19 protein-coding genes are annotated in these 21,123 nt (G+C 45.8%); 6 read left to right on the forward strand and 13 right to left on the reverse strand.

The annotated features are described in order from the left end of the window. Positions 1 to 15: 15 nt before the first annotated feature. The gene (locus tag AC58PQ_RS10835) at positions 16 to 1,662 is read right to left on the reverse strand and encodes a hydroxysqualene dehydroxylase (RefSeq protein ID WP_497241938.1); all 1,647 of its coding nucleotides are present in this window, start codon (positions 1,660 to 1,662) and stop codon (positions 16 to 18) included. 261 nt (positions 1,663 to 1,923) lie between these two features. Here AC58PQ_RS10835 and AC58PQ_RS10840 point away from each other — a divergent pair, with 261 nt between their 5' ends. Then, a complete protein-coding gene (locus AC58PQ_RS10840; protein ID WP_497241939.1) occupies positions 1,924 to 3,132 on the forward strand; it encodes a PASTA domain-containing protein in 1,209 nt (402 codons plus the stop codon). 325 nt (positions 3,133 to 3,457) lie between these two features. Here AC58PQ_RS10840 and cysI read toward each other — a convergent pair whose 3' ends face one another. From cysI to AC58PQ_RS10870, 6 genes are all read right to left on the reverse strand, one after another. Beyond that, positions 3,458 to 5,179 carry an assimilatory sulfite reductase (NADPH) hemoprotein subunit gene (gene cysI, locus AC58PQ_RS10845; RefSeq protein WP_497241940.1) on the reverse strand — a complete coding sequence of 574 codons (1,722 nt, stop codon included), beginning with the start codon at positions 5,177 to 5,179 and terminating at the stop codon, positions 3,458 to 3,460. Between the two features lie 38 nt (positions 5,180 to 5,217). Next, positions 5,218 to 7,044 (reverse strand): assimilatory sulfite reductase (NADPH) flavoprotein subunit, encoded by a 1,827-nt coding sequence (locus tag AC58PQ_RS10850; RefSeq protein ID WP_497241941.1) that lies wholly within the window; start codon positions 7,042 to 7,044, stop codon positions 5,218 to 5,220. 453 nt (positions 7,045 to 7,497) lie between these two features. Continuing rightward, on the reverse strand, positions 7,498 to 7,668 hold the full coding sequence (gene sda, locus AC58PQ_RS10855) for a sporulation histidine kinase inhibitor Sda (RefSeq protein WP_497241942.1): 171 nt from the start codon (positions 7,666 to 7,668) through the stop codon (positions 7,498 to 7,500). Beyond that, positions 7,661 to 7,828 (reverse strand): hypothetical protein, encoded by a 168-nt coding sequence (locus tag AC58PQ_RS10860; protein WP_497241943.1) that lies wholly within the window; start codon positions 7,826 to 7,828, stop codon positions 7,661 to 7,663. Before AC58PQ_RS10860 ends, sda begins: the two co-directional genes overlap by 8 nt. Before the next feature lie 201 nt (positions 7,829 to 8,029). Further along, a complete protein-coding gene (locus tag AC58PQ_RS10865) occupies positions 8,030 to 8,299 on the reverse strand; it encodes a late competence development ComFB family protein (RefSeq protein WP_497241944.1) in 270 nt (89 codons plus the stop codon). 81 nt (positions 8,300 to 8,380) lie between these two features. Beyond that, entirely contained in the window at positions 8,381 to 11,062 is a 2,682-nt protein-coding gene (locus tag AC58PQ_RS10870; RefSeq protein WP_497241945.1) for an alpha-L-rhamnosidase, read from the reverse strand. 345 nt (positions 11,063 to 11,407) lie between these two features. Between AC58PQ_RS10870 and AC58PQ_RS10875 the strand changes: the two genes are divergently transcribed. Continuing rightward, positions 11,408 to 11,917 carry a metal-dependent hydrolase gene (locus AC58PQ_RS10875; protein WP_497241946.1) on the forward strand — a complete coding sequence of 170 codons (510 nt, stop codon included), beginning with the start codon at positions 11,408 to 11,410 and terminating at the stop codon, positions 11,915 to 11,917. Positions 11,918 to 11,937: 20 nt separating this feature from the next. Here AC58PQ_RS10875 and AC58PQ_RS10880 read toward each other — a convergent pair whose 3' ends face one another. Then, positions 11,938 to 12,549, reverse strand: coding sequence for a hypothetical protein (locus tag AC58PQ_RS10880; RefSeq protein WP_497241947.1), 612 nt, complete (start codon positions 12,547 to 12,549; stop codon positions 11,938 to 11,940). A gap of 225 nt (positions 12,550 to 12,774) precedes the next feature. On the opposite strand from AC58PQ_RS10880, the gene greA reads away from it, so the two are divergent. Next, positions 12,775 to 13,245 carry a transcription elongation factor GreA gene (gene greA, locus AC58PQ_RS10885; RefSeq protein WP_497241948.1) on the forward strand — a complete coding sequence of 157 codons (471 nt, stop codon included), beginning with the start codon at positions 12,775 to 12,777 and terminating at the stop codon, positions 13,243 to 13,245. Positions 13,246 to 13,306: 61 nt separating this feature from the next. On the opposite strand, the gene murI is transcribed toward greA, so the two are convergent. The 3 genes from murI to AC58PQ_RS10900 form a co-directional block, all read right to left on the reverse strand. Continuing rightward, on the reverse strand, positions 13,307 to 14,080 hold the full coding sequence (gene murI, locus AC58PQ_RS10890) for a glutamate racemase (protein ID WP_497241949.1): 774 nt from the start codon (positions 14,078 to 14,080) through the stop codon (positions 13,307 to 13,309). A 30-nt stretch (positions 14,081 to 14,110) separates the two neighbouring features. Next, positions 14,111 to 14,881: a Cof-type HAD-IIB family hydrolase gene (locus tag AC58PQ_RS10895; RefSeq protein ID WP_497241950.1), complete on the reverse strand. Its 771-nt coding sequence runs from the start codon at positions 14,879 to 14,881 to the stop codon at positions 14,111 to 14,113. A gap of 129 nt (positions 14,882 to 15,010) precedes the next feature. Continuing rightward, positions 15,011 to 15,541 carry an ATP-dependent Clp protease proteolytic subunit gene (locus AC58PQ_RS10900; RefSeq protein WP_497241951.1) on the reverse strand — a complete coding sequence of 177 codons (531 nt, stop codon included), beginning with the start codon at positions 15,539 to 15,541 and terminating at the stop codon, positions 15,011 to 15,013. A 185-nt stretch (positions 15,542 to 15,726) separates the two neighbouring features. Here AC58PQ_RS10900 and AC58PQ_RS10905 point away from each other — a divergent pair, with 185 nt between their 5' ends. The 3 genes from AC58PQ_RS10905 to AC58PQ_RS10915 all read left to right on the forward strand — a co-directional run bounded on the left by AC58PQ_RS10905 (position 15,727) and on the right by AC58PQ_RS10915 (position 17,951). Next, complete coding sequence (locus AC58PQ_RS10905) at positions 15,727 to 16,812, forward strand: lactonase family protein (protein ID WP_497241952.1); 1,086 nt, start codon at positions 15,727 to 15,729, stop codon at positions 16,810 to 16,812. Beyond that, positions 16,812 to 17,126 carry an MGMT family protein gene (locus AC58PQ_RS10910; protein WP_497241953.1) on the forward strand — a complete coding sequence of 105 codons (315 nt, stop codon included), beginning with the start codon at positions 16,812 to 16,814 and terminating at the stop codon, positions 17,124 to 17,126. The genes AC58PQ_RS10905 and AC58PQ_RS10910 overlap by 1 nt, the downstream gene beginning before the upstream one ends. Before the next feature lie 180 nt (positions 17,127 to 17,306). Continuing rightward, entirely contained in the window at positions 17,307 to 17,951 is a 645-nt protein-coding gene (locus AC58PQ_RS10915; protein WP_497241954.1) for a transcriptional regulator, read from the forward strand. Positions 17,952 to 18,457: 506 nt separating this feature from the next. Here the strand turns inward: AC58PQ_RS10915 and pruA are convergent. After that, positions 18,458 to 20,029 carry an L-glutamate gamma-semialdehyde dehydrogenase gene (gene pruA / locus AC58PQ_RS10920; RefSeq protein ID WP_497241955.1) on the reverse strand — a complete coding sequence of 524 codons (1,572 nt, stop codon included), beginning with the start codon at positions 20,027 to 20,029 and terminating at the stop codon, positions 18,458 to 18,460. Positions 20,030 to 20,079: 50 nt separating this feature from the next. Next, on the reverse strand, positions 20,080 to 20,994 hold the full coding sequence (locus tag AC58PQ_RS10925) for a proline dehydrogenase family protein (protein ID WP_497241956.1): 915 nt from the start codon (positions 20,992 to 20,994) through the stop codon (positions 20,080 to 20,082). Positions 20,995 to 21,123: the final 129 nt, after the last annotated feature.

Genomic DNA, 21,123 nt, shown 5'->3' on the forward strand with positions numbered 1-21,123 from the left:
TTGCTGGAAATGGAATTAGAGCATCATACCATCCCATGGAAGCCCCTTCGAGAAACGTTTCATATCATGAATATGATACATTTTCAATACATCGAAATGCCCCAATTCAAAGGTATACATTTCCCAAATCTTACAGGGCTCTTCCTCTGATTCATCACGTGTCAAAATGGCATTAACAGCCCGGCGCGCTGCTTCATTCGCACCTTCCATTGTTGCTAGGTTCGTATTGGTCCGAACGTAGTCTGCGGCAAGGAATAAATTTGGTATGCCGGTAAATGCTTCTGGACGGTCATTCCAAGTCCCTACACGGTTTATGAGCAACGGCTCCATATTCGTGCAAGCACCTTCTGGATTGACGAATTGAATATCCGTATCCAGGAACCAAGAATGGAGAACGGAATCCTCCAGAATAACCGCACCATCCACGTTAAGGCTTCGTTTCATTTGAGCCCAAACCTCTGCCTTAATTTCTTCTGCGGTACAATGAGTCGCCGTTTTTCCGAATAGAATGCCAGGCGTATCCCAATCCGAGATATCAACAGACAGGATGCCTTTTACTGTGCCATCGCCAAATACGCTCAAATTCACATCCGGCCAAAATTGCTTCTGTGAAACCGACGTTAAGGACCACGGGGCGTCTAAATAAATCACATGGCCATGTGTAATCGGCACATCTTCCTTCAAGTAGAACTGAATCCCGTTCATCCAAGCAACAGAGTTAACAAGCTTCTGAACGCCATGAAGTGACGGATCTGCTTCCAACATCGCATCCGTGATCATTTTCCCCATGACCTCAACCGGAAAGGCCGCAATAAAGTAATCCGCTTCGATGTCAAATGTTTCACTATTCTTTGTAATTGTCGCACTTCGTATATGTCCATCGACACAATTAATGCTCTCTACTTTAGCATCCAAATGATAGTCAAGACCTTGATCCTGTAGATAGGATAACCACGGGTATATCCATTTGTCATTCGTTGGACCATTCAGAAGACACACAAAGCTCGTGCCTGGTGTCGTTATGTCTAATGTCATCTGAACAGCTACAGGTCCTACGCTTTGCGTATTCGCGATCTTGGACTGACAGGCAACCAGCGTTTTCGTGAATCCTGCGAAAATTTTCTGAAAGGCAGGTGACTGTTGCTCAGCTTCAATGAATTCCCACCAATCGATTAAGTTGTATTCCTCACGGATTCGATCCTCGCAGCTTGTCATGACCTGCCAAAGCTTACGACCATATTGCTCTATGTCATCCAACGTCAACCCTAACCCATTATCAAAAAGATCTTTAATTAGCACTAATAAATTATCCAAGCTGAATTCAATTTCGGCTAAAAAAGGCAATAATGGCGCTGTATAGGTAGCCATATCTAAACGCGTAACTTCTGTTAAATTATCGTAAACCGAACCATTCTCATAGGGGATCCGCTTCAAGGTATCAATGACATGACGATAAAATCGTGGAAATAGTCGAAAGCCGTGCTCGCCTGGCAAATCTCTTCTACCGCCTCTGCCGCTTCCCACAAAAGGCATACTTCTGGCCTTACCGCCTGGTATACTCTTAAACTCGTACACGGACACCTCGTAGCCTCTTACAACAAGTTCATGAGCAGCGCTCAAGCCAGCGACACCGCCACCCAAAATTGCGACCTTTTTCAACACAGCCCCCCTCGTTTTGGTGTTTTTTGTAAAATTCTCTGATCTTTCTATCATATCATTTAGGTCAATTGAAGCATAGAGAAATCCTGATAGATTACATCCATCAATTTTCACAAGATGATTCCAAAATGCCGGAAAAAGATGTACAGTAAAGTCTATAGGGTGCAGAAGCTTAGGTACCATACTCCTAAATTTCTATCTGCTTTCGAATCATTTATAATAATGTGTAAAGCACTCCTACACGCCAGAGAGGATGGTTAATCCATGCCCGATCGAATAGGTACACGATACGTGCCCAGTACACAAATCGTCTCTTTCCCTCATGGAACTCTCCATTATGGTGATGATGTATTTCTGACTCGCAAAGTACTACTGTATCGTAAAGCGCTTCGTCACAACCAATTAGGTGTTGATTACATAGGTTCTCTTCAGGATAAAGCCGCGTTTATTCACGACGGATTTCATCACATGCTGGATACTTCTATCGCTGAGGATGCCGTCACCATTATTTTGCAAGCGAAGCCAGGTTCGCTTTTCGTTAATCACATCAACAAGCGCCAATGGACGTTCCAGACCGTCGTAACGATGATGAGTGATTTGGGTGTTTCCTTGCTTGATGCGATGGAGGAAAAGATTACAGGCTTTTCCGTACGCCCTGATAATTTATGGTTAACCGATCAGAATAAGATTTCTGTCATCAACTACTGGGAGGAAGATAAGCCCCAGGAGCAAGGAGCCATTGGTCTTTGCCGCTTAATGATTCAGTTACTTACGGGGAGCGAAACGATTTCTGATACGTTCGACGTTATGCACACGAGTCTGGAGCGAGCTTCGATCCCAAGTGCTACCATGGAACAAAAATTGGCCTTAATTCGCCTCATCAAATTTATTTGCCATGGGCAATCCTCGCTCTCTTCGCTCGTATTTGGGTTGCGGAGCTTACCACCTTCCGTTCCAAACAACAAAAGTATGAAGATAGCTGCGCCGATCGTAGAGGTAGTAAATGAAGTTATACCTGATTCTCGGCCAGAACCCTCTCGTTCGCGTTTTGAAAATGAGAGCCTTACCCGTTCGACACACTCGGCTAAGCTAATTGCGCTAGGCGCCGTATCGGCGCTAGTCGTAGGTATCATCACCGTATGGTGGCTGTGGCCCGAGCCCAAAGTCGTACAAACCGTCGTCATCATCTCACCAACGCCAACGAGTACGCCTATTTCGACCGTTAGCCCCACTGAGACTGCCAAGCTAACGAGCACGAATGAAGCCCCCGAGAAAACCGTCGTCCCTAACCTAGTCGGTGAAACGCAACAGGTTGCTGAGCAGATGGCCTTGGCCGCCGAACTCCATTATAATTTCTTAATCGAAGCCAGTACGCAGGCTAAAGGTACAGTAACGAAGCAAGAACCTAAAGCTGGCACAAACGGCTTGAAGGGTGATAATGTGACGTTCTGGGTGAGCAAGGGGACGCAGTAGTGAGCACCAGCTTCATATGAAGAGCGCTACATGCCGCACTAACCACGCCACCTTTACACACTGTTACGCCATGTAGCTCAGTTACCCACATCCTCCAATATTCGTTCCATCACATACACTACACAAATTTTAACTGTAAAACCTACATCTATTCCGAAACAAATCGGTCAAAAATTCCAATTATACGAAAAAATCCTAGCTATTTTTCAGATTTCTTGCTGCTTGCCGCGCGGCACCAGGTGGGACAACATGAGACGCAGCGAAGAATAACAGCGCATGAAAAAAGCAGGTAAAGTAGATAGCTACTTTACCTGCTCTTCTCTTGTTAAGCGTGGAAATCTTGACCTGAACGCACTTCTTTCACATAGCCAGCGCGGATAACGAAGTCACCGAAGTGCTCTTCGCCTTGACGCTCTTTGGCATAGTGAGGGATGATCGCTTGCAGGGAATCCAAAATCTCGGACTCACCGATATTTTCTTTGTACAATTTATTCAAGCGGTTTCCTGCGAATCCGCCACCTAGATACATGTTGTATTTCCCTGCCGCTTTACCGATAAAAGCAAGCTCGGCAAGCATCGGACGTGCGCAACCATTCGGGCAACCCGTCATCCGGATTGTAATTTCCTGCTCACGAAGGCCGACACCTTCCAAGATTGCTTCTACTTTCGTAATCAACGAAGGCAGATAACGCTCTGATTCCGCCATAGCGAGTCCGCAAGTTGGGAACGCTACGCACGCCATCGAGTTTCTGCGCAACGCGGAGTAGTGAAGACCATCCGTAATGCCGTGCTCTTTGATCAACTCTTCGATCTTTTTCTTTTTCTGAGAAGTCACGTTACCAATCATCAAGTTCTGATTCGACGTAAGTCGGAAATCGCCAGTATGGATCTTCGCAATTTCGCGAAGCCCTGTCATCAAACGGTAGTCGCCATCGTCCATAACGCGACCGTTCTGAATGAACATCGTGAAATTCCATTTCCCGTTGCTATTCTTTACCCAACCATAACGATCCCCGTTGGATTCGAAATGGAACGAACGAGCTGGCTCAAGGTTCCAACCAAGTCGCGTTTGTAGTTCGTTCACGAACCACTCAATCCCGCGATCATCGATCGTGTATTTGAAACGAGCATGTTTACGCACAGAACGGTCACCGTAATCACGTTGGATCATAACCGTTTTCTCTGCTAGATCAACGGCTTGCTCTGGCTTAATGAAGCCGATCACTTGAGCAACTTGCGGATACGTCTTCACATCGCCGTGCGACATCCCCATACCGCCTCCGACGGATACGTTGAAGCCCACCAAGCGATCTTCTTCAATAATCGCGATGTAGCCAAGATCCTGCGAGTAGACATCTACATCGTTGGATGGTGGAACCGCGATACCGATTTTGAACTTCCGCGGCAAATACACGTGTCCGTAGATCGGCTCTTGCTCTTCCGTGTCACGGCTATCAATCATTTTCTCGCCATCGAGCCAAATTTCATGGTAGGCTCTCGTACGCGGATCCAAGTGGTTAGAGATGCGATTCGCCCACTCATACACTTCACCATGAACCTCGGATTGGTACGGGTTCGGGTTGCACATCACGTTACGATTCACGTCACCACATGCAGCAAGGGTGCTGAGCATGGATGCGTTCACTTCTTGAATCGTTTTCTTCATGTTCCATTTGATGACACCGTGCAATTGAAAGGATTGACGCGTCGTAAGACGAATCGTCCCGTTCGCATACTTCTGTGCAACGCGATCCATCATCAACCATTGGTCAGAGGTTACGATACCGCCAGCAGCACGTACGCGCAGCATGAACTGGTAGGCGGGCTCTAGCTTCTGTTTCGCACGCTCGTTACGAAGGTCACGGTCATCTTGCATGTAGCTGCCGTGGAATTTCATCAAACGGTTATCATCCTCGGGGATGGAACCTGTGATGCGATTCTCAAGCGTTTCTTCTAGACTTCCGCGTAAGTAGTTACTGCGAATTTTAATTTGTTCTACATCGCTATGTGGAGCACTATTCTTCGATAGTAAATTATTTTCTGACATCTTGAGCTTTCTCCTCTCGTGATCGCGGGGATCCTATTTTAATAAACATCCCGTTGATAACGTTTTTGCTGTTGCATATTAGCCACATATTGCACGGCTTCGTCGTTGCTTAATCCGCCCTCTTGCTCAAGAATCGTGATTAGAGCGGCATTTACATCATGAGCCATTCTCTTCTCGTCACCACAGATATACACAACAGCACCTTCTTGCAGCCATTGGTATAGCTCACGGCTCTTCTCTAGCATGCGATTCTGAACGTATACTTTTTGATCCGTGTCACGGGAGAAGGCTACGTCTAATTTCGTTAGAACGCCATCTTTCAACCAACGCTGCCATTCAACTTGATACAAGAAGTCTGTAGCGAAGTGCTGATCCCCATAGAATAACCACGTTTTTCCGTCTGCACCCGTCTCTTCTCTCTCAGCAAGGAAAGAACGGAATGGCGCTACACCAGTACCAGGTCCGATCATGATGATTGGCGTTTCTGGGTTCTCAGGCAGCTTGAAGTTCGGGTTGCTTTGAATGTACACAGGCAACGCTGCGCCCGATTGTGCACGCTCAGCAAGGTGAACGGAGCAAACACCATAACGGTTACGTCCATTGGCTTCATAGCGAACCGCACGCACGGTGATATGCACTTCATCCGGTGAAGCTTTGGACGAACTAGCAATCGAGTACAATCGAGCAGGCAATTTACGAAGAACGGCAACGAACTGGCTAGCAGACACACCTTGTAGGGAGAAGTCTTGCACTAAATCAAGCAGATCGCGACCTGCAATGTAAGATTTCAACTCAGCCTCATTACCAACAGCAACGAGTTCTTGCAGCTTATCATTTGAAGTTAGCTTTGCTACTTGCTCTAGCAAAGGTTTCGTCAAGACAGTGATTTCGTAGTAACGAAGAAGTGCTTCTTGCAAAGGACGTTCTTCGCCATTTTTGTTAACAGCAACAGGCGTGCTTGCATTCCACTCCATCGCTTGAATCACTTCATTGACAAGACGCGGATGATTTTCTGGGAATACACCCAAGCTATCGCCTGGTTCATATTGCAAATTGGAACCCTCTAAGGAGATTTCCACATGACGCGTTTCACGATCGGAGCCGCGGCCATTCAAGTTCAAGTTCTCAAGCACTTCTGCTTGGAACGGGTTCGTTCTGGAGTATTCTGACTCAGCGGAAGCAGCACTTCCACCCACGGCAGCAACGCCACCAACGGTGACTGCATCCGATGAAGCACTCAAAGCATTCAGAACGCCTGACACCCAAGCTGCTGCTGGCTCATCGAAGTCAACATCACAATCCACACGATCAGTTAATGATTTCGCGCCAAGCTCTTGCAAACGCTTATCAAAATCTTTACCTGTTTGGCAGAAGAATTCATAAGACGTATCGCCCAAGGATAGAACGGAATAACGCAGTTCTTCCAATTGAGGCGCTCTTTTGCTATGAAGGAATTCGTAGAATGAGATCGCGTTATCAGGCGGATCGCCTTCACCATGTGTACTCACAATCATGAGTAGGTTTTGTACCTTTTTCAGATTGTTCGGTTTGAAGTCACTCATCGAGGAGAGCGTTACTTGGAACGACTGCTCTTCTAGCTTTTTAGCTAGCTTTTTAGCTAATCCATGGGAATTACCTGTTTGTGATCCGAAAAGGACCGTAACTTCTTTGGAAATGACAGGTTGACTTGCCAGCGCCGTTGGTACGGAAGTAGCAGGCGCTGCCGCAGAAGTTGTCGAACCTTGTTGAGCTGTTAGATAGCCACTCAGCCAAATTCGTTGCATATCTGTTAATGTTGGCAGGACGCGGTTGAGCAATTCAACTTGCTCTTGGTTAAAAGGACTGTTTAAGACTTGAAGTTCCAACAAAATCCACCTCATTAGCATGTATTGATAAGCTTTGCTATTTTTCGCACTTTTTTTACTCTCCATTGAAACCTATCATAGTGCGCACCCTTAGGTCAATTAGAATCATCTTATGAGACTTATAAGGGGAATTGATATATGGTTAATTGCGTACTTTTCATGCAAAAAATGACCCCGAACGGGGTCATTTTAACGATTTCTGACATATTTTACCCTTTCACAGCTGACCCTACGGTCATCGCTTTCTCGACTTGCTCACTAAAAAGGACATAAACCAAGACGGTTGGCAAGCTCGCAATCGTCATCCAAGGAGCGGATTTTTTTGCGTATAGACATAATGGCCGCCCTTTTCCGAAAACAAAAAATCCCCTACCGTGCAACGTCAGGAGCTCCCTGTCCGTTACATTGTAAAGGATTCATACCTCTTTTTAAACTCACCGCACGCGGTACACATTAACTTGTACTTTCTAAGCTGTTATCTTGAAATAAACTAAGCTGTCTTGCTTGAATTTCAAGCAGTAGAAACATGAGGAATTCCTTACTCAGCTTCATCCGACTTGCATTTATATAAGCATCAACAAGTGTGTCATTGGATATGGCTTTAAAATGGTCGCGATCATTCATTGTGCAACAACCATTTCGGGTTTTCTTCAAGCATCGACATCATTTTTTTCATGGATTGTTGGATTTGTTCATCGGAGGGCAAGCACATATTGCCATAAGATTGCTGTACAATATCCGTTAAGACCGAATCAAAAATGCCATTAAACTGCTCTGTTTTCACACGAACCCCTCCTGATTTTCATTTATTTGGAAATTCCTACTTCTATCTTATCTCGAAATGAGCAAGAAGACAGCGCAATTTTTTTTGCATCTCTTACATCTTTTTTTTCTATATTATGTAATTTTATTTGCATTCAGGTTAATTAAGTTCCCAAAAGGAAAACCAGCGGCTTCAGAAGAAGCCGCTGGTTTCATATGTCATTTATTCACGATGATGCTGATGATGCTCAACAATGCTCGATGCTTCCATCAGTTCTCGCATTACGTCCGAACGCAACTGTTGATTCGTAAATTCCCCTTTTACAAATAGATGCCCCTTCTCACTGGAGGTATAACGTGGCGGAAGTTGGTTCAGCGCTATTGCCAATATATCATCTTGGCAAGTTAAACAATCACACTTCAAATCATAATTTTTCCGAAACTCTTTGAACAATTGAGTGACCACGGTTTCCATTGCGTTGATGACAGCCATCTTGTAACTCTCCCTCTAGGAACCTTCGTTAGATCTATTATACTCGATAAACCTAGAATGACCAAGAGAAGGAGCTTAGTCTCATGCATGTACGCGAATTTGATAGTTTCCTGAGCCAAGCTCGAAGGATACATCGCCTTCTGCTTCCCGAACATTGTTAATGCCCCATACGGCTTCTATCTTCTGACCATTGCAAGTCACTTCCGAAATGGTCGTCCCGGATAAGAATGCTTCACCTGTCGTATTCGGCGGGAGCTGGAACGTGTAACTGACGACGCCTTCCTCTTCGATTGTCCACTCACTGCGAACCACCCCATAATTCGTAATAAGGGATGCTTTGGCATAAGTGAGGCCAGAATCTGGTCGAGGTCGGAAGACCACGCGTCTGTACCCTGGCTGCCGATCATCTGAATCCAAACCTGCCACTTTCCGATATAGCCAGTCGCCAATCGAACCGTAGGCATAATGATTGTAGGAATTCATATTATCACTCCAGAATGTACCATCCGGTTTGATGCCATCCCAGTGCTCCCAAATCGTCGTAGCCCCTTGATGGATCGGGTACAGCCAAGATGGATAGTCTTCTTGCTGAACAAGCTTAACAGCCACATCATGATAGCCATTCTCCGACAGCACATGGCACAGATAAGGTGTGCCGACAAAGCCTGTCGTCAGATGGTAATTTTGCTCCTTCACATACGCAGCCAGGGTTGCTGCCAAGCGCTCTCGTGTGCTTCCAGTTACAAGTCCGAACATCAGCGGAAGCACATGTGCGGTCTGCGTGTGCCCAGCCAACCTCCCGCTCGGTGTCACAAACTCCGCTGTAAAAGCTTCCACAATGCGCACATAGAGGGCTGAGAACTCTGCGACATCCGCTTCGCGTCCTAGCACTTCAGCAGTTTTGACAAACAATGAGGTCGAGTAAGCATAGAAGCAAGTTGCAATCAAATCTTTTGGCGTAGCCCCGACATAACTGCCCTCTTTGGCATCCAAACCTAGCCAATCGCCGAAATGGAAGCCGGTTTGCCACAAGCATTCACTGTCTCCTTGCTGACGGATGTAGGTAACCCAACCTTTCATACTGTCATACTGCTCTTCCAGAACTCGCTTATCCCCGTAAACCTGATAGAGTGTCCATGGGCAAATGACAGCTGCATCTCCCCACGCTGCAGAGGAATGTTCATGCTCCTTTAGGACGTGAGGGATAACGAAAGGGACACCTCCATCATCGCGTTGGTCGGTTTTCAGATCTCGTAACCATTTGCTAAAAAAGAGGGTCACATCATAATTAAATGCCGCAGTCCGAATGAATACTTGCGCATCCCCAGTCCATCCCAGCCTCTCATCACGCTGCGGGCAATCGGTCGGCACATCAAGGAAATTACCGCGTTGACCCCAAACGATATTACGCTGCAGTTGATTCAAGAGTGGATGCGAACATTCAAACGTCCCTTTCGCTGCCATATCTGTATGGATAACCTGGCCCGTAAAACACGTAGCGTCGAAGGCTATTTCCTGCGGCCAACCGACAACTTTGACATAGCGGAACCCTTGGAACGAGAAATGCGGCGCATAGGACTCTTCCCCTTGCCCTTTACACACATAGGTAACTGTTTGCTTTGCCGACCGTAGGTTCCCAATATAGAAATTACCTTGCGCGTCAAGCACTTCAGCATGCAGCAGATCAATGCGAGTACCCGCAGGCAGGCTGAAACGCATCTGCACTTTTCCAACCATATTTTGCCCAAAATCAAGCACAGTTTCGCCTAACGGGGTTTCAAGGACAGCAGCAGGCTTCAGCTGCTCCGTCACGCGAGAAGGCTCATTTTCCTGCATGACGAGCGTTTCTTTGCCATAGTTCAGTTCAGCTACAGGAACCCATGATGAGTCCTCATAATTCGGCAGACTCCAACCCGAAAGCTCTAATCCAGCATCGTAGATTTCGCCATGATAAAGCTCTGACATTCGGATAGGACCGAGCGATGCTCGCCAGGAGGAATCACTGTTTACGACTTCCTCAGAACCGTCCGCGTAGACGATATGCATGTGCAAAAGAAGCGCTCTTACGCTTCCGTAAATATTCCGCTGATGCGCCCACGCTAGGTTTCCTTTGAACCAACCATTCGCAAGCACCGCGCCAATGGTATGCTGAGTCCCTGATGTCAGCCTATTCGTAACATCGTAGGAGTGTACCTGTAAGCGATGCTTGTAACTTGTCCAGCCTGGTGTAAGCTCCCAATCGCCGACTCGCGCGCCATTGAGCTCTAACTCGTAGACACCGTGACTTGTCGCGTAGATCGTCGCCTTGCGGATCTGCCCGCTTACGTTGAATGTTTTTCGAAGATAGTAGGCTTCTTCCGCATCTGGATCTAAATTTGCTGGATCTGGTGTAATCCATTCCGCTTGCCAATCCGATGTCCGAAGCTGCCCCATTTCCCAGTAAGCGATTTCACTCCAAAGCGATTCAAGACCTGATTGATCCCATACTTGAACACGATAGAAATAACGAGTCCGCGGAAGAAGCTCAGGTCCTTCGTACGTAATAAGTACGGATTGATCCGAAGTGATTCGATCCGTGTCCCATACCAAGTTCGCTTGTTCGAAGTCATTTGATTGCAGGCTCACCTGAATTCGGTAAGCAGCTTGCTGGATAGCGTTGGTGTCAGCTTCGAGCTGCCAAGTAAAGCGTGGCTTCGGGGTATCCAATCCAACAGGATTGACTCTATATTCGCAATGCAAAGCTGAAATTTGAATGGTACTCATGGACTTCTCCTCCTTGATACACGGAACGTCGTGTGTGATGTGCATACAGCTTTTCTGCACCTGTACGTCCTATTGTAGAGGATTAAGCTCTTTAATATTAAGGTGTATCAAGACATTTATATAGGTCAAATACGACATCTTCTACCACATTAGAAAGTATAAATTTTCAGTTTCCGAAAATATCTTTCTAATTGGCGATAAAAACAACCTTTAAAACGCGGTCGCTCATCCTCGAAGGACTTCGATAGAAGTTTTTCTCATTTTATTTGGCGATACCCTTAATTTCCATGTCCAAATCGAATAGTATAAAGTTATATCGAACTCATAGATAGGAAGGCGTTTATTATGCTGCAAAAAACACATAGTGTTGCTGGAATGATTGCTGCCGAGCTCGTTCTCATTCAAAGCGACATCAGCTTCTTCACTTGGGATGCCGCAGGCTCTCTATTACTCGGCTGCTTGGCAGGTACATTAGCAGACGTCGATAAGCCTAGTTCCACCATGGCCAAGGTTTTATTCCCTTTATCTGCGCTGCTTCATATTTTGAAAATTAAACATCGAACATTGACACACTCTCTGCTTTTTATGGGGTTGCTCGCTGTGATCAGCTTACCTCTGAACCCTTTATATTTCTGGGTATTCCTCCTGTCCTATGCTTCACATGCCTTAATCGACCTTCTGAATGACCGGGGCGTCCAGTTGTTCTGGCCGATTCCATTCAAAATACGACTACTGCCCAAATGGTTGGCGATCGACACGGGTTCTGCGAGTGAAACCGTATTTCGCTGGTTTCTATTAGTTGCCTGTCTTGCCATTCCGTTCTGGCACTATGTGTTAAATGCACGGATCATTTGATCCGTGCATCTTTTTAACCATTATTTCACTTGCATGCCAATGACAAGTCTGTTTGTTATTTGATTATATGCCAAGCGATATTTTTTTCTATTGGTCAGATTAAATTTTGCAGCATTAATCGCTGTTAATTGAAAGAAAATGTCCGGAGTCTCTACACCACTTTTCAAGATTCTAAATGTTTGGCATACGCCTCCACGTTGGACGGTTATTGTTTTTCTAGTACTTTTAATCCCAAAATCATCCATAAATGGACCACCCAAAGTAATGGTGTTTTCGTGGAGTCGATTCCGATCGAGAGCGAATTGAGCCGCGCCACGGGTCACAGGCGCTCTGAACATTCTCATGATGTTCGTATCCTCATTGAACACAAGCAAATAGCGCTGTTCCTCTTTGACTTTGAAGAGTCGGGCTGTATTCGTATTTAATGCAGCGATATGAAAATCGCATTCCGATGCATCTCCTTTAACAACACGCATCCTCTTCCTGATGTTTCCCCTCTGGAGAATAACGATAGAACCATCTGGAATTTTAAACAAACTAGCTGCGGGGCCGCCCCCGCATTCATTAATCAAAATCGTATTTGCATTTAATTCTGACGAGATATTAATATCAACAAGTCCTCTTAAAATCATGTTCATCCCACCTAAATAAATTGAATAGCTTTCAATTTATTTATACGTAAATTTAAAACAATTTCTTGTATACTTGTAACAAAAAATAGTTTAAACAGGTTAATAACCCATCCACTATTACAGAGGTAATAGGCCGCCACAAATAATTCCTCATACCGATTGCTTTACTTGTCACCAGTACTTTAGTAGTATAGCTAATATCGAATGAAACGAGGTGCTTGACGTTTGTCTAATGATGAAATCATTTTGACCCCTGAGGGTTTACGCAGTTTAGAGCTAGAACTTGAAGATTTGAAAACAGTGAAGCGTAAGGAATTAGCAGCCCGTATCAAATTGGCGATTTCCTACGGCGATCTAAAGGAAAACAGCGAATACCATTCTGCAAAGAACGATCAGTCTTTCATGGAAACACGCGTGCTAACGATTGAACGGATGCTCAAAAAGGCCAAGGTCGTGAAGAATACCGGCACATCCAAAGTACAAGTTGGCTCTACCGTTGTATTGAATGACGTGGAATTTGCCGAGAAAATCGAGTACAAAATTGTTGGTTCACAAGAAGCGAATGTCAACGAAAATAAAATTTCGTATGAAAGCCCGCTAGGGATCTCCCTCATGAATAAGTCGGTTGGCGATGTGATCAGTGTGAACGCACCGATGGGCGTGATTAGCTACGAATTGCTCGAAATTCGGATTTAAGCTTTAAGAAAACATTAAAAGCAGTCAGTAACTAGAAGCTCTAGTTATTGACTGCTTTTATTCATTTCGCGGCTTGCAGGAAGGCTAGCGCCTTTTCCATCTTCTGTATGTAGGAGGAATCCGAGCTGGAGCACATCCATTTCACATGCGCACTCCCCGTTTCGAGCAGCTGGTCGCTGTCCTGCAAAACTTGCATTAAGCGATTCACTGTCCCTCTGCTTCCATCCACAATTTGAATATGACTAGGCAGCATTTCACTTAACATCCCACTATAGAATGGGTAATGTGTGCAGCCCAGTACAACGGTTCCATAGGCACTCAGATCAAAAGGGGCCAATTTCGTCATAAAATAGTCGATCATCTGCGGGCCATCCACGATGAGATTTTCACAAAATTCTACTAGTTCCGGCAACGGAAGCGAATCTACCATTCCCAGATCATCAATCCGGGATACTAGCTCCCGGTATTTAGCCTGCTTCAGCGTGAGCGGTGTAGCGAATACAAGCACTCTTTTGCCTGATGAACGATTCATCTCTAGGGCTGGCTTTACGGCAGGCTCCATCCCAATGATGGGCAGCTTGTAGATTTTCCTTAGCTCGGCAATCGCAATACTCGTTGCTGTATTACAGGCGATCACAAGCGCCTTAATCTCTTCTTGGATAATGGCATCCACCGATTGCTTGACGAAGGCCAGAACCTCATCCTTCGATTTGATCCCATAGGGCACATGCGCTGTATCTGCAAAATAAATAAAATCCTCATGAGGCATTCTCTTCATGGCTTCGTTCAGAACCGTAATTCCACCTAGGCCTGAATCAAAAAAAGCAATTTTCATCCTATTCACCCTGTTTATAATCGTTCTCTCTTACAGAAGTCCTGCCGTGATAAGTCCGTTGCGTACGCCCTCTTCATCTACATGTGTTGTCACATGATCGGCATAAGGCAATAAATCTTTGTGCGAATTGCCCATCGCGATCCCGAAACCGACATAAGATAACATCTCCATATCATTCAAACCGTCCCCGAAAGCAACAGCATCTTCTGGCTTCAAGCCTAGCAACTCCAGCATCGCGGCAATGCCTTGTGCCTTGGAACCGCCAGCAGGTAACACATCCATCGCATGTTCGTGCCAACGAATGAGCTTAAACTCTGAAAGCAGACCCTCATACAGATGTTCATCCTTCGCTTCACAGTGGAGAAAAACCTGATAAATATCGTTTGATTTCCAGAAATGCGGGTCGTAGCTGGGTAAATCAACTTTCAATGAGGATACGGAGCTATGTACAAAAGGATGATCATCCACATCCGTCGCAAACGTATGCTCACCTTCAAATACGAGTGAATGCTGGTGCGCCGCAGCCAGCTCTACTAAAGCTTCGATCGCGCTCTTCGCGATGACGCGGTGGTAAAGAGGCTCGCCTTTGTAAACTGCGTATCCACCATTTAAGCATACATAAGAATCGATGCCAAGGAGCTCAGCCAGCGGCTTAATGAAATAAGGAGCTCGTCCCGTTGCAATAACAGGCTCGATTCCGCTCTTCTTCAAATCGTGAATGGCCTTAACGGTGCTTGCTGGCACCTGCTTGTCCTCATTAATTAACGTGCCATCAATATCAAAAAATACAATTTTGTACAAAGTAGGGTTCTCCTTTTCATTCGGAATCAGCACGCGCTGCTACACCATGTCTCTTTCTCTCAATTAAACACCAAATGCCGAGAAAAAACAAAGAAAAAAGAGAATCCGTATGGCTTCTCTCCTATCTTGCTATACGATGCTGTCGATGATGCCATAGGTTAACGCCTCTTCCGGACTCATATACCAATTCCGTTGATGCTCCTTCACACGAGCCAGCTCTTCAGCTTGCAGATTCGTTTTGGACAAAATGCATTCATCATAGATGTTTTGCAGCCTCTGCGTTTCATCCACGCGATTCTTCAAGTGCTCCAAATGACCATCAATATGCGTGGAAACGGAGTGATACATGAAGGTGCTCAGCCTGCCTGCATACCGTTTGTGCCCGCTGACCGCGATCAACAGACTCATACTTGCCGCTAATCCATACACATACGTGTGAACGGGCGTTTTGCTGTTCTCCATCACATTGATAAGTCCGAAGCCATCGTAAACGCTGCCTCCATTACTATTAATGATCAGGTCGATGGGCACGCGTTTAAAATCCTTTTCCTTCTTATCTTTGTCATCATCAAATTGATTAATTTTGATAATTTGCTCGACAATCAGTTTCACTGAAGTCTTGTTGATGCCATCGAAGAGATAAAGTGTTCTGTCACTCATAACATGCCTCCTGTCCGTAAGGCCTTGTATTACAGTAGTCTATTCTCGGCTTTTACACTTTGTAACACGTTGGGGACAGTTTTCAGATTTTTGGGCGAAAATAGGGGGATTCCCTCAACAGTTGCCGCTGCGATGTGGATTTGAGATAATGCTTCTAGTGAAATTGATGAATGGAGTGACTTTCAGTGGACAAGCAGCAACAGACGAAACAAACATTAGCCTTTATTGGCTCTTACGCAGACGCAAAGAATCCGGGGGTGTATGCGGCACAATATGATGCAGAAACGGGAAGCTTAGCAATTACACATCACGTGTCTGGATTGCAAAATCCAACCTTCCTAGCTGTCGATGCATTAAATTCCAGATTATACGCATTAGGAGAAGCTCTCGGTACGGAGGGTCAGAAATGTGGAGCAGCATTTGCTTACACGATCGAGCCCTTGACGGGTGAATTAACGCTGCTGAATCAGGAAAACACGCTGCCTGCGACAACATGTCATATCCAGTTGGACAACACGAATCAAGTCGTGATGGTTACAAGCTATCATGGGGGCATGGTTGGCTTATCCCCTGTTTTAGCCGATGGTCAAATTGGCACTTCTGCCGATATTCATCAGCATAACGGCGCGAGTCTTCTTCCGGTTCAGGATCGGCCGCGCGCGCATTCCGTTTTCGTGGATCGTGCGAATCGATACATTGGAGCTTGTGATTTAGGCCTTGATAAAATTATCTTATATAAACTCGATCTAGCCGCTAAATGTCTAGTTCCACACGGGGAAGTGTCCGTTACACCTGGTTCGGGGCCGCGCCATTTTGCCTTCCACCCATCCTACAAGTACGGATATGTGATTAATGAGCTTGGTTCCACGGTTACAGCCTTCAACTATGATGAGGAACAAGGTACACTGACAGAAATTCAAACCATTCCAACCCTGCCAGCCTCCTATAATGGCGAAAATGGGTGTGCAGACATCCACGTCTCACCTGACGGACGCTACGTTTATGGTTCCAACCGCGGACACGATAGCATCGTTGTCTATGCGATTGATGAGCAAACCGGAATACTCTCCGTCGTGGAACATGCGCCAACCCTTGGGAAGCACCCACGTAATTTCGGGATTTCGCCTGATGGACGATTTGTCCTTGTAGCTAATAAAGATTCCGATAACATCGTTAGCTTTGCCCGCGACGAGGCGACTGGGAAGCTAGTCCCAACTGGCAGTGTACTTGAGATGTCTCAGCCTGTATGCATTAAGTTCCTGCCGGTATAATGACACCTTTTACAGAACGGGTTCTCCACGTAATTCGCTCCATTCCAGAAGGTAAAGTGATGACTTATGGCCAGATTGCTGGGCAAGCTGGAAGCCCAAGGGCAGCTCGCCAAGTTGTGCGAATTCTGCATGCGATGAGCAAAAAGCACCAACTCCCTTGGCACAGAGTCCTCAACATCCGAGGAGAAATCGCGATTATGGATGATGAGGGTGCGCAGCTGCAGCGGTTTTTGTTGGAAGCTGAGGGCGTCCACGTTTCGAATGATCTACGTGTGTCTCTGGCTGACTTTCAATTTCAAACGAATGAAGAGTGAAGGTTTCGCTCATCTTTTTCAAGTGGCAATAACAGCTCCATTCAAGTATACTAGTGTAAAATAATCAGGTCGTGAAGCACACGCCGCTTTCATCATGATTTCTAAGGAGTACCTCCTTAACGAAATCGTGGTGAGAGCGGCGTTTTGTTTTGGAACCCGCATAAGGAGTGAATACATAGTATGAAATTTGAGAAAGCATTCGAACTATTTATGGCCGAACAAATTGCGGGTGAGACGAATAAACGCAGACTAGAACGGTTAGAGCGCGGCCTAGGACATGCTGAGACTGAATTGCTTCGGTCCATCTGGTATCCAACCATTGGAAACTTCAATGATTTGTACCCAGAGTGGGAAGTCCGGGATTATGCAAATAAGTATCGCTACTTAGATCTCGCTTATATGCCCAGAGATGCGAAGTCAACTATTGAAGTGCAAGGTTATGGTTCGCATGCACGTGATCTTGAAGTTTCGCGATTCAAAGACCTCTGCTTCCGACATTCCAACCTCGCGTTGGACGGTTGGCTAGTTCTCCCTATTGCCTATCCTTCCATCATAGAATCGCCGAAGCAGTGCCAACAGCTCATCCTTTCACTCGTAGGCAAATTCGTCTCGACCGACGCCCCCTCGACACTTTCATGGTTAGAAAGCGAAATAATCCGCTTCGCTCGGAGATCGCCCTTCCCCATAACCGCCGCCGAATTGTCCCTGCATCTAAAAATCAGCACCAAGCACACGAGAACTCTCTTACACCAATTGACGGAACAGCATCTTTTAAAAGTAGCTAGTGGTAATGTAAGATTTCGCAGCTATCTGCTGAATTTGTGATTCAGGAGGCCCGCAACGCGAAAAGGTTAGGAGACTCAACCAAGTTACGGAACGTGGTTCCCTTATTGGTATTAAAATGCACGAAAGCAGAAAGTTACGGAACGTAGTTCCGCTATTTCTATGATTAATAGCCAATACACTGGGTTTCCCATGAAATAACGTCCTCTCGTTCCGTAACTTTTCAAGAAACGGATAAAGTGATCAAATAGCGGAACCACGTTCCGTAACTCAAAGGTCTAGATGGGCGAGCTAGGTGAGGTGGAGTATGGTGAGGTTTGGTAAGGGGTTGGCGAGGTTTTGCGGGATATCGGGAAATACCCGGAGTTAACAAGCGTAATGCGCTTCTTCAAGTAATTAGCTTGTTTAAGTGACTGTGTCTAGCTCAAATTGGCGGGGTATCGTAAGTTAGCAGAATCAGTACAGAATCAGTAGCTCGTGTTCCAAGTAATTAAACCAAAAACCCCACCTCATCTGAAGTGGGGTTTTTGGTTTAGCTTATGTGATGCCTAAACCTTACGCGAAGTCAACTTCGCTTGCGTCAACAGCATCAAGTAGTCGTAGCCGCCAGCCTTGGAGTCGGTACCCGACATATTGAAGCCGCCGAATGGATGCACACCAACAAGTGCGCCCGTACATTTACGGTTGATGTACAAGTTGCCGCAATGAACAGTTTCCAATGCTTCTGCGATGCGATCTTCGTCCGTTGAGAAATACGAACCCGTCAACCCGAACTCAGTGTCGTTGTACATCACTATCGCTTCTTGCCAATCCTTCGCTTTCGCTAGCGCAAGTACAGGTCCAAAGATCTCCTCCTGCATCAAGCGCGCTTTGCCGCTTACATCACCAAACACAGTTGGCTGAATGTAGTAGCCATTACCTTCTGCTTTACCGCCACCAGCCAGCAGTGTGCCTTCACCTTTACCAATTTCGATATATTCCAAAATTTTGTTGTACGATGCTTGATCAATCACCGGACCTGCCGCGAAGTTCAACTCAGGCAAACCGCTTTGTAGTTTATTCGTGTAAGCAACGACTTTCTCCACCACTTCGTCGTAGACGGATTCTACGATAATGGCGCGGGAGCCCGCGGAGCATTTCTGACCTTGGAAGCCGAAAGCAGATGCCACGATTGCAGCTGCAGCCGCATCAAGATCTGCGGTTTCGTCAACGACGATCCCGTCTTTACCGCCCATTTCAGCAATCACACGCTTGATCCAAATTTGACCTGGCGCCACATCTGCAGCGAGTCTGTTGATTCGTAAGCCGATCTCTTTGGAGCCTGTGAAGGAGATAAAACGCGTCTTCGGATGTGTCGTCAGGTAGTCGCCAACCTCAGCGCCGCTGCCTGGAATGAAGTTAATAACGCCAGCAGGCAGACCCACTTCCTCCATCAAAGCAACAAATTTGTGCGCAATCACAGGTGTAGTGGAAGCTGGCTTCAGTAATACAGTATTCCCAGAAACGACGGCAGAAACCGTCATCCCAACACAAATCGCAAGCGGGAAATTCCAAGGCGGAATAACAACGCCCACACCAAGCGGGATATAGGAGATTTGGTTATTCTCACCAGGGATTCTCACCAACGGCTGTGTCTCATTAATTTGATTCAAACGGATCATCTCACGCGCATAGAACTCGATGAAATCGATCGCTTCAGCCGTATCGACGTCAGCTTCTACGTAGTTTTTGCCTGACTCAAGGATCATCAGTGCCGAGAACTCATGTTTTCTAGCACGCATCAGCGCAGCCGCTTTAAACAAGTACTCCGCGCGCTCTCTAGCAGGAACCTTTTTCCAAGTCTCGAAAGTTTCAAGCGCGACGTTCATTGCTTTTTCAGCCAAAGCTTGATCCGCTTTACTCACGTACCCGATGATTTCATCCACATTCCCTGGATTGATGGATGTAATCTTCGCTTCTGTCATAACCTTCTCAGAACCAATATATAGCGGATACTCCTGACCAAACTCACCTTTCACCTTCGCGATTGCCGCTTCCATCGCCTTTACATTCACTTCTTGTGCAAAATTCGTAAACGGTTCGTTCGCGTATGGAATTACCTTTGTTGTTTGTGTAGTCATGTATAATTGCTCCTCTCCGAATAGAAAGCTTTTTATATGATTCTCAGGGATTATTTGAACATATTTTTAAGAACAAACCAGACATTCGCTGGGCGCTCTGCTAACCTTCTCATGAAATAACCAAACCAATCCACACCATACGGCACATAAATACGGACTCGGTAACCTTCTTTCACAAGCTGCTTTTGCAGATCTTCACAGATCCCATACAGCATTTGGAACTCAAATTGATCTTTAGAGATCTTATTTTCACTAACAAATTGTTTAGTAAAGTTAATAATGGCCTCATCATGGCTGGCGACCGCTGTGTAATGTCCCTTCAATAGATGCTTTTGAATAATCACTTTATAATTCTCATCGACTGCACTTTTCTCTGGGAAAGCAACCTCTGGAGACTCCTTATATGCACCTTTGACCAATCGCAAATTCGCGCCTAGCTCATGTAGATCATCCATATCCTTTAAAGTACGGAACAGATACGCCTGGATCACGATGCCTACATTGTCGTATTCTTGACGAAGCTCGCGGTAAATATCAAGGGAAACTTGACAGTGGGCATAATCCTCCATATCAATCCGAACAAAATTCCCATGCTGACGAGCACGATCTAAAATACGTTTCATGCTGCTCACGCAAAGCTCTTTGCTTATATCAAGGCCTAACGAGGTCATCTTTAAGGAAAGATTAGACTTTACACCCGATTCCGCAATCGCATCAAGCGTCTGAATGCACATCGCAGCTGATTCCAACGCTTCTTCTACGCTAAAAACAAACTCGCCTAAATGATCCAATGTTGCTACGCGGCCATCTTGATTCAAACCACGCACCGCGTTAATTGATTGCCCAATCGTCTCACCAGCAACAAAACGTGCTGCGCCAAAACGGAGTCCATATTTTTTCGCTAAGCGATTGGCTGCGCGACTTTTCCCTAAGGATTGAAACATATTTCGCATCATGAGTTCCATCTGTGGTTGCCTCCAAGAAAAAAATGTACACTTTTGTTTAATTTATATTTTGATTATACACTTTTATTTCACTTTTGAACACTATGTGTTCATAATAAATTTTGGATTTGTACATTTTCCATGTAACCC

Source organism: Paenibacillus sp. J22P143, assembly GCF_059692035.1.

Coding starts and splice junctions, on each gene's coding strand:
- AC58PQ_RS10840 (WP_497241939.1), top strand. CDS start 1,924: ATGCCCGATCGAATAGGTACACGATACGTGCCCAGTACACAAATCGTC.
- cysI (WP_497241940.1), bottom strand. CDS start 5,179: ATGTCAGAAAATAATTTACTATCGAAGAATAGTGCTCCACATAGCGAT.
- sda (WP_497241942.1), bottom strand. CDS start 7,668: ATGAATGATCGCGACCATTTTAAAGCCATATCCAATGACACACTTGTT.
- AC58PQ_RS10865 (WP_497241944.1), bottom strand. CDS start 8,299: ATGGCTGTCATCAACGCAATGGAAACCGTGGTCACTCAATTGTTCAAA.
- AC58PQ_RS10870 (WP_497241945.1), bottom strand. CDS start 11,062: ATGAGTACCATTCAAATTTCAGCTTTGCATTGCGAATATAGAGTCAAT.
- AC58PQ_RS10875 (WP_497241946.1), top strand. CDS start 11,408: ATGCTGCAAAAAACACATAGTGTTGCTGGAATGATTGCTGCCGAGCTC.
- AC58PQ_RS10880 (WP_497241947.1), bottom strand. CDS start 12,549: ATGATTTTAAGAGGACTTGTTGATATTAATATCTCGTCAGAATTAAAT.
- murI (WP_497241949.1), bottom strand. CDS start 14,080: ATGAAAATTGCTTTTTTTGATTCAGGCCTAGGTGGAATTACGGTTCTG.
- AC58PQ_RS10900 (WP_497241951.1), bottom strand. CDS start 15,541: ATGAGTGACAGAACACTTTATCTCTTCGATGGCATCAACAAGACTTCA.
- AC58PQ_RS10910 (WP_497241953.1), top strand. CDS start 16,812: ATGACACCTTTTACAGAACGGGTTCTCCACGTAATTCGCTCCATTCCA.
- AC58PQ_RS10915 (WP_497241954.1), top strand. CDS start 17,307: ATGAAATTTGAGAAAGCATTCGAACTATTTATGGCCGAACAAATTGCG.
- pruA (WP_497241955.1), bottom strand. CDS start 20,029: ATGACTACACAAACAACAAAGGTAATTCCATACGCGAACGAACCGTTT.
- AC58PQ_RS10925 (WP_497241956.1), bottom strand. CDS start 20,994: ATGGAACTCATGATGCGAAATATGTTTCAATCCTTAGGGAAAAGTCGC.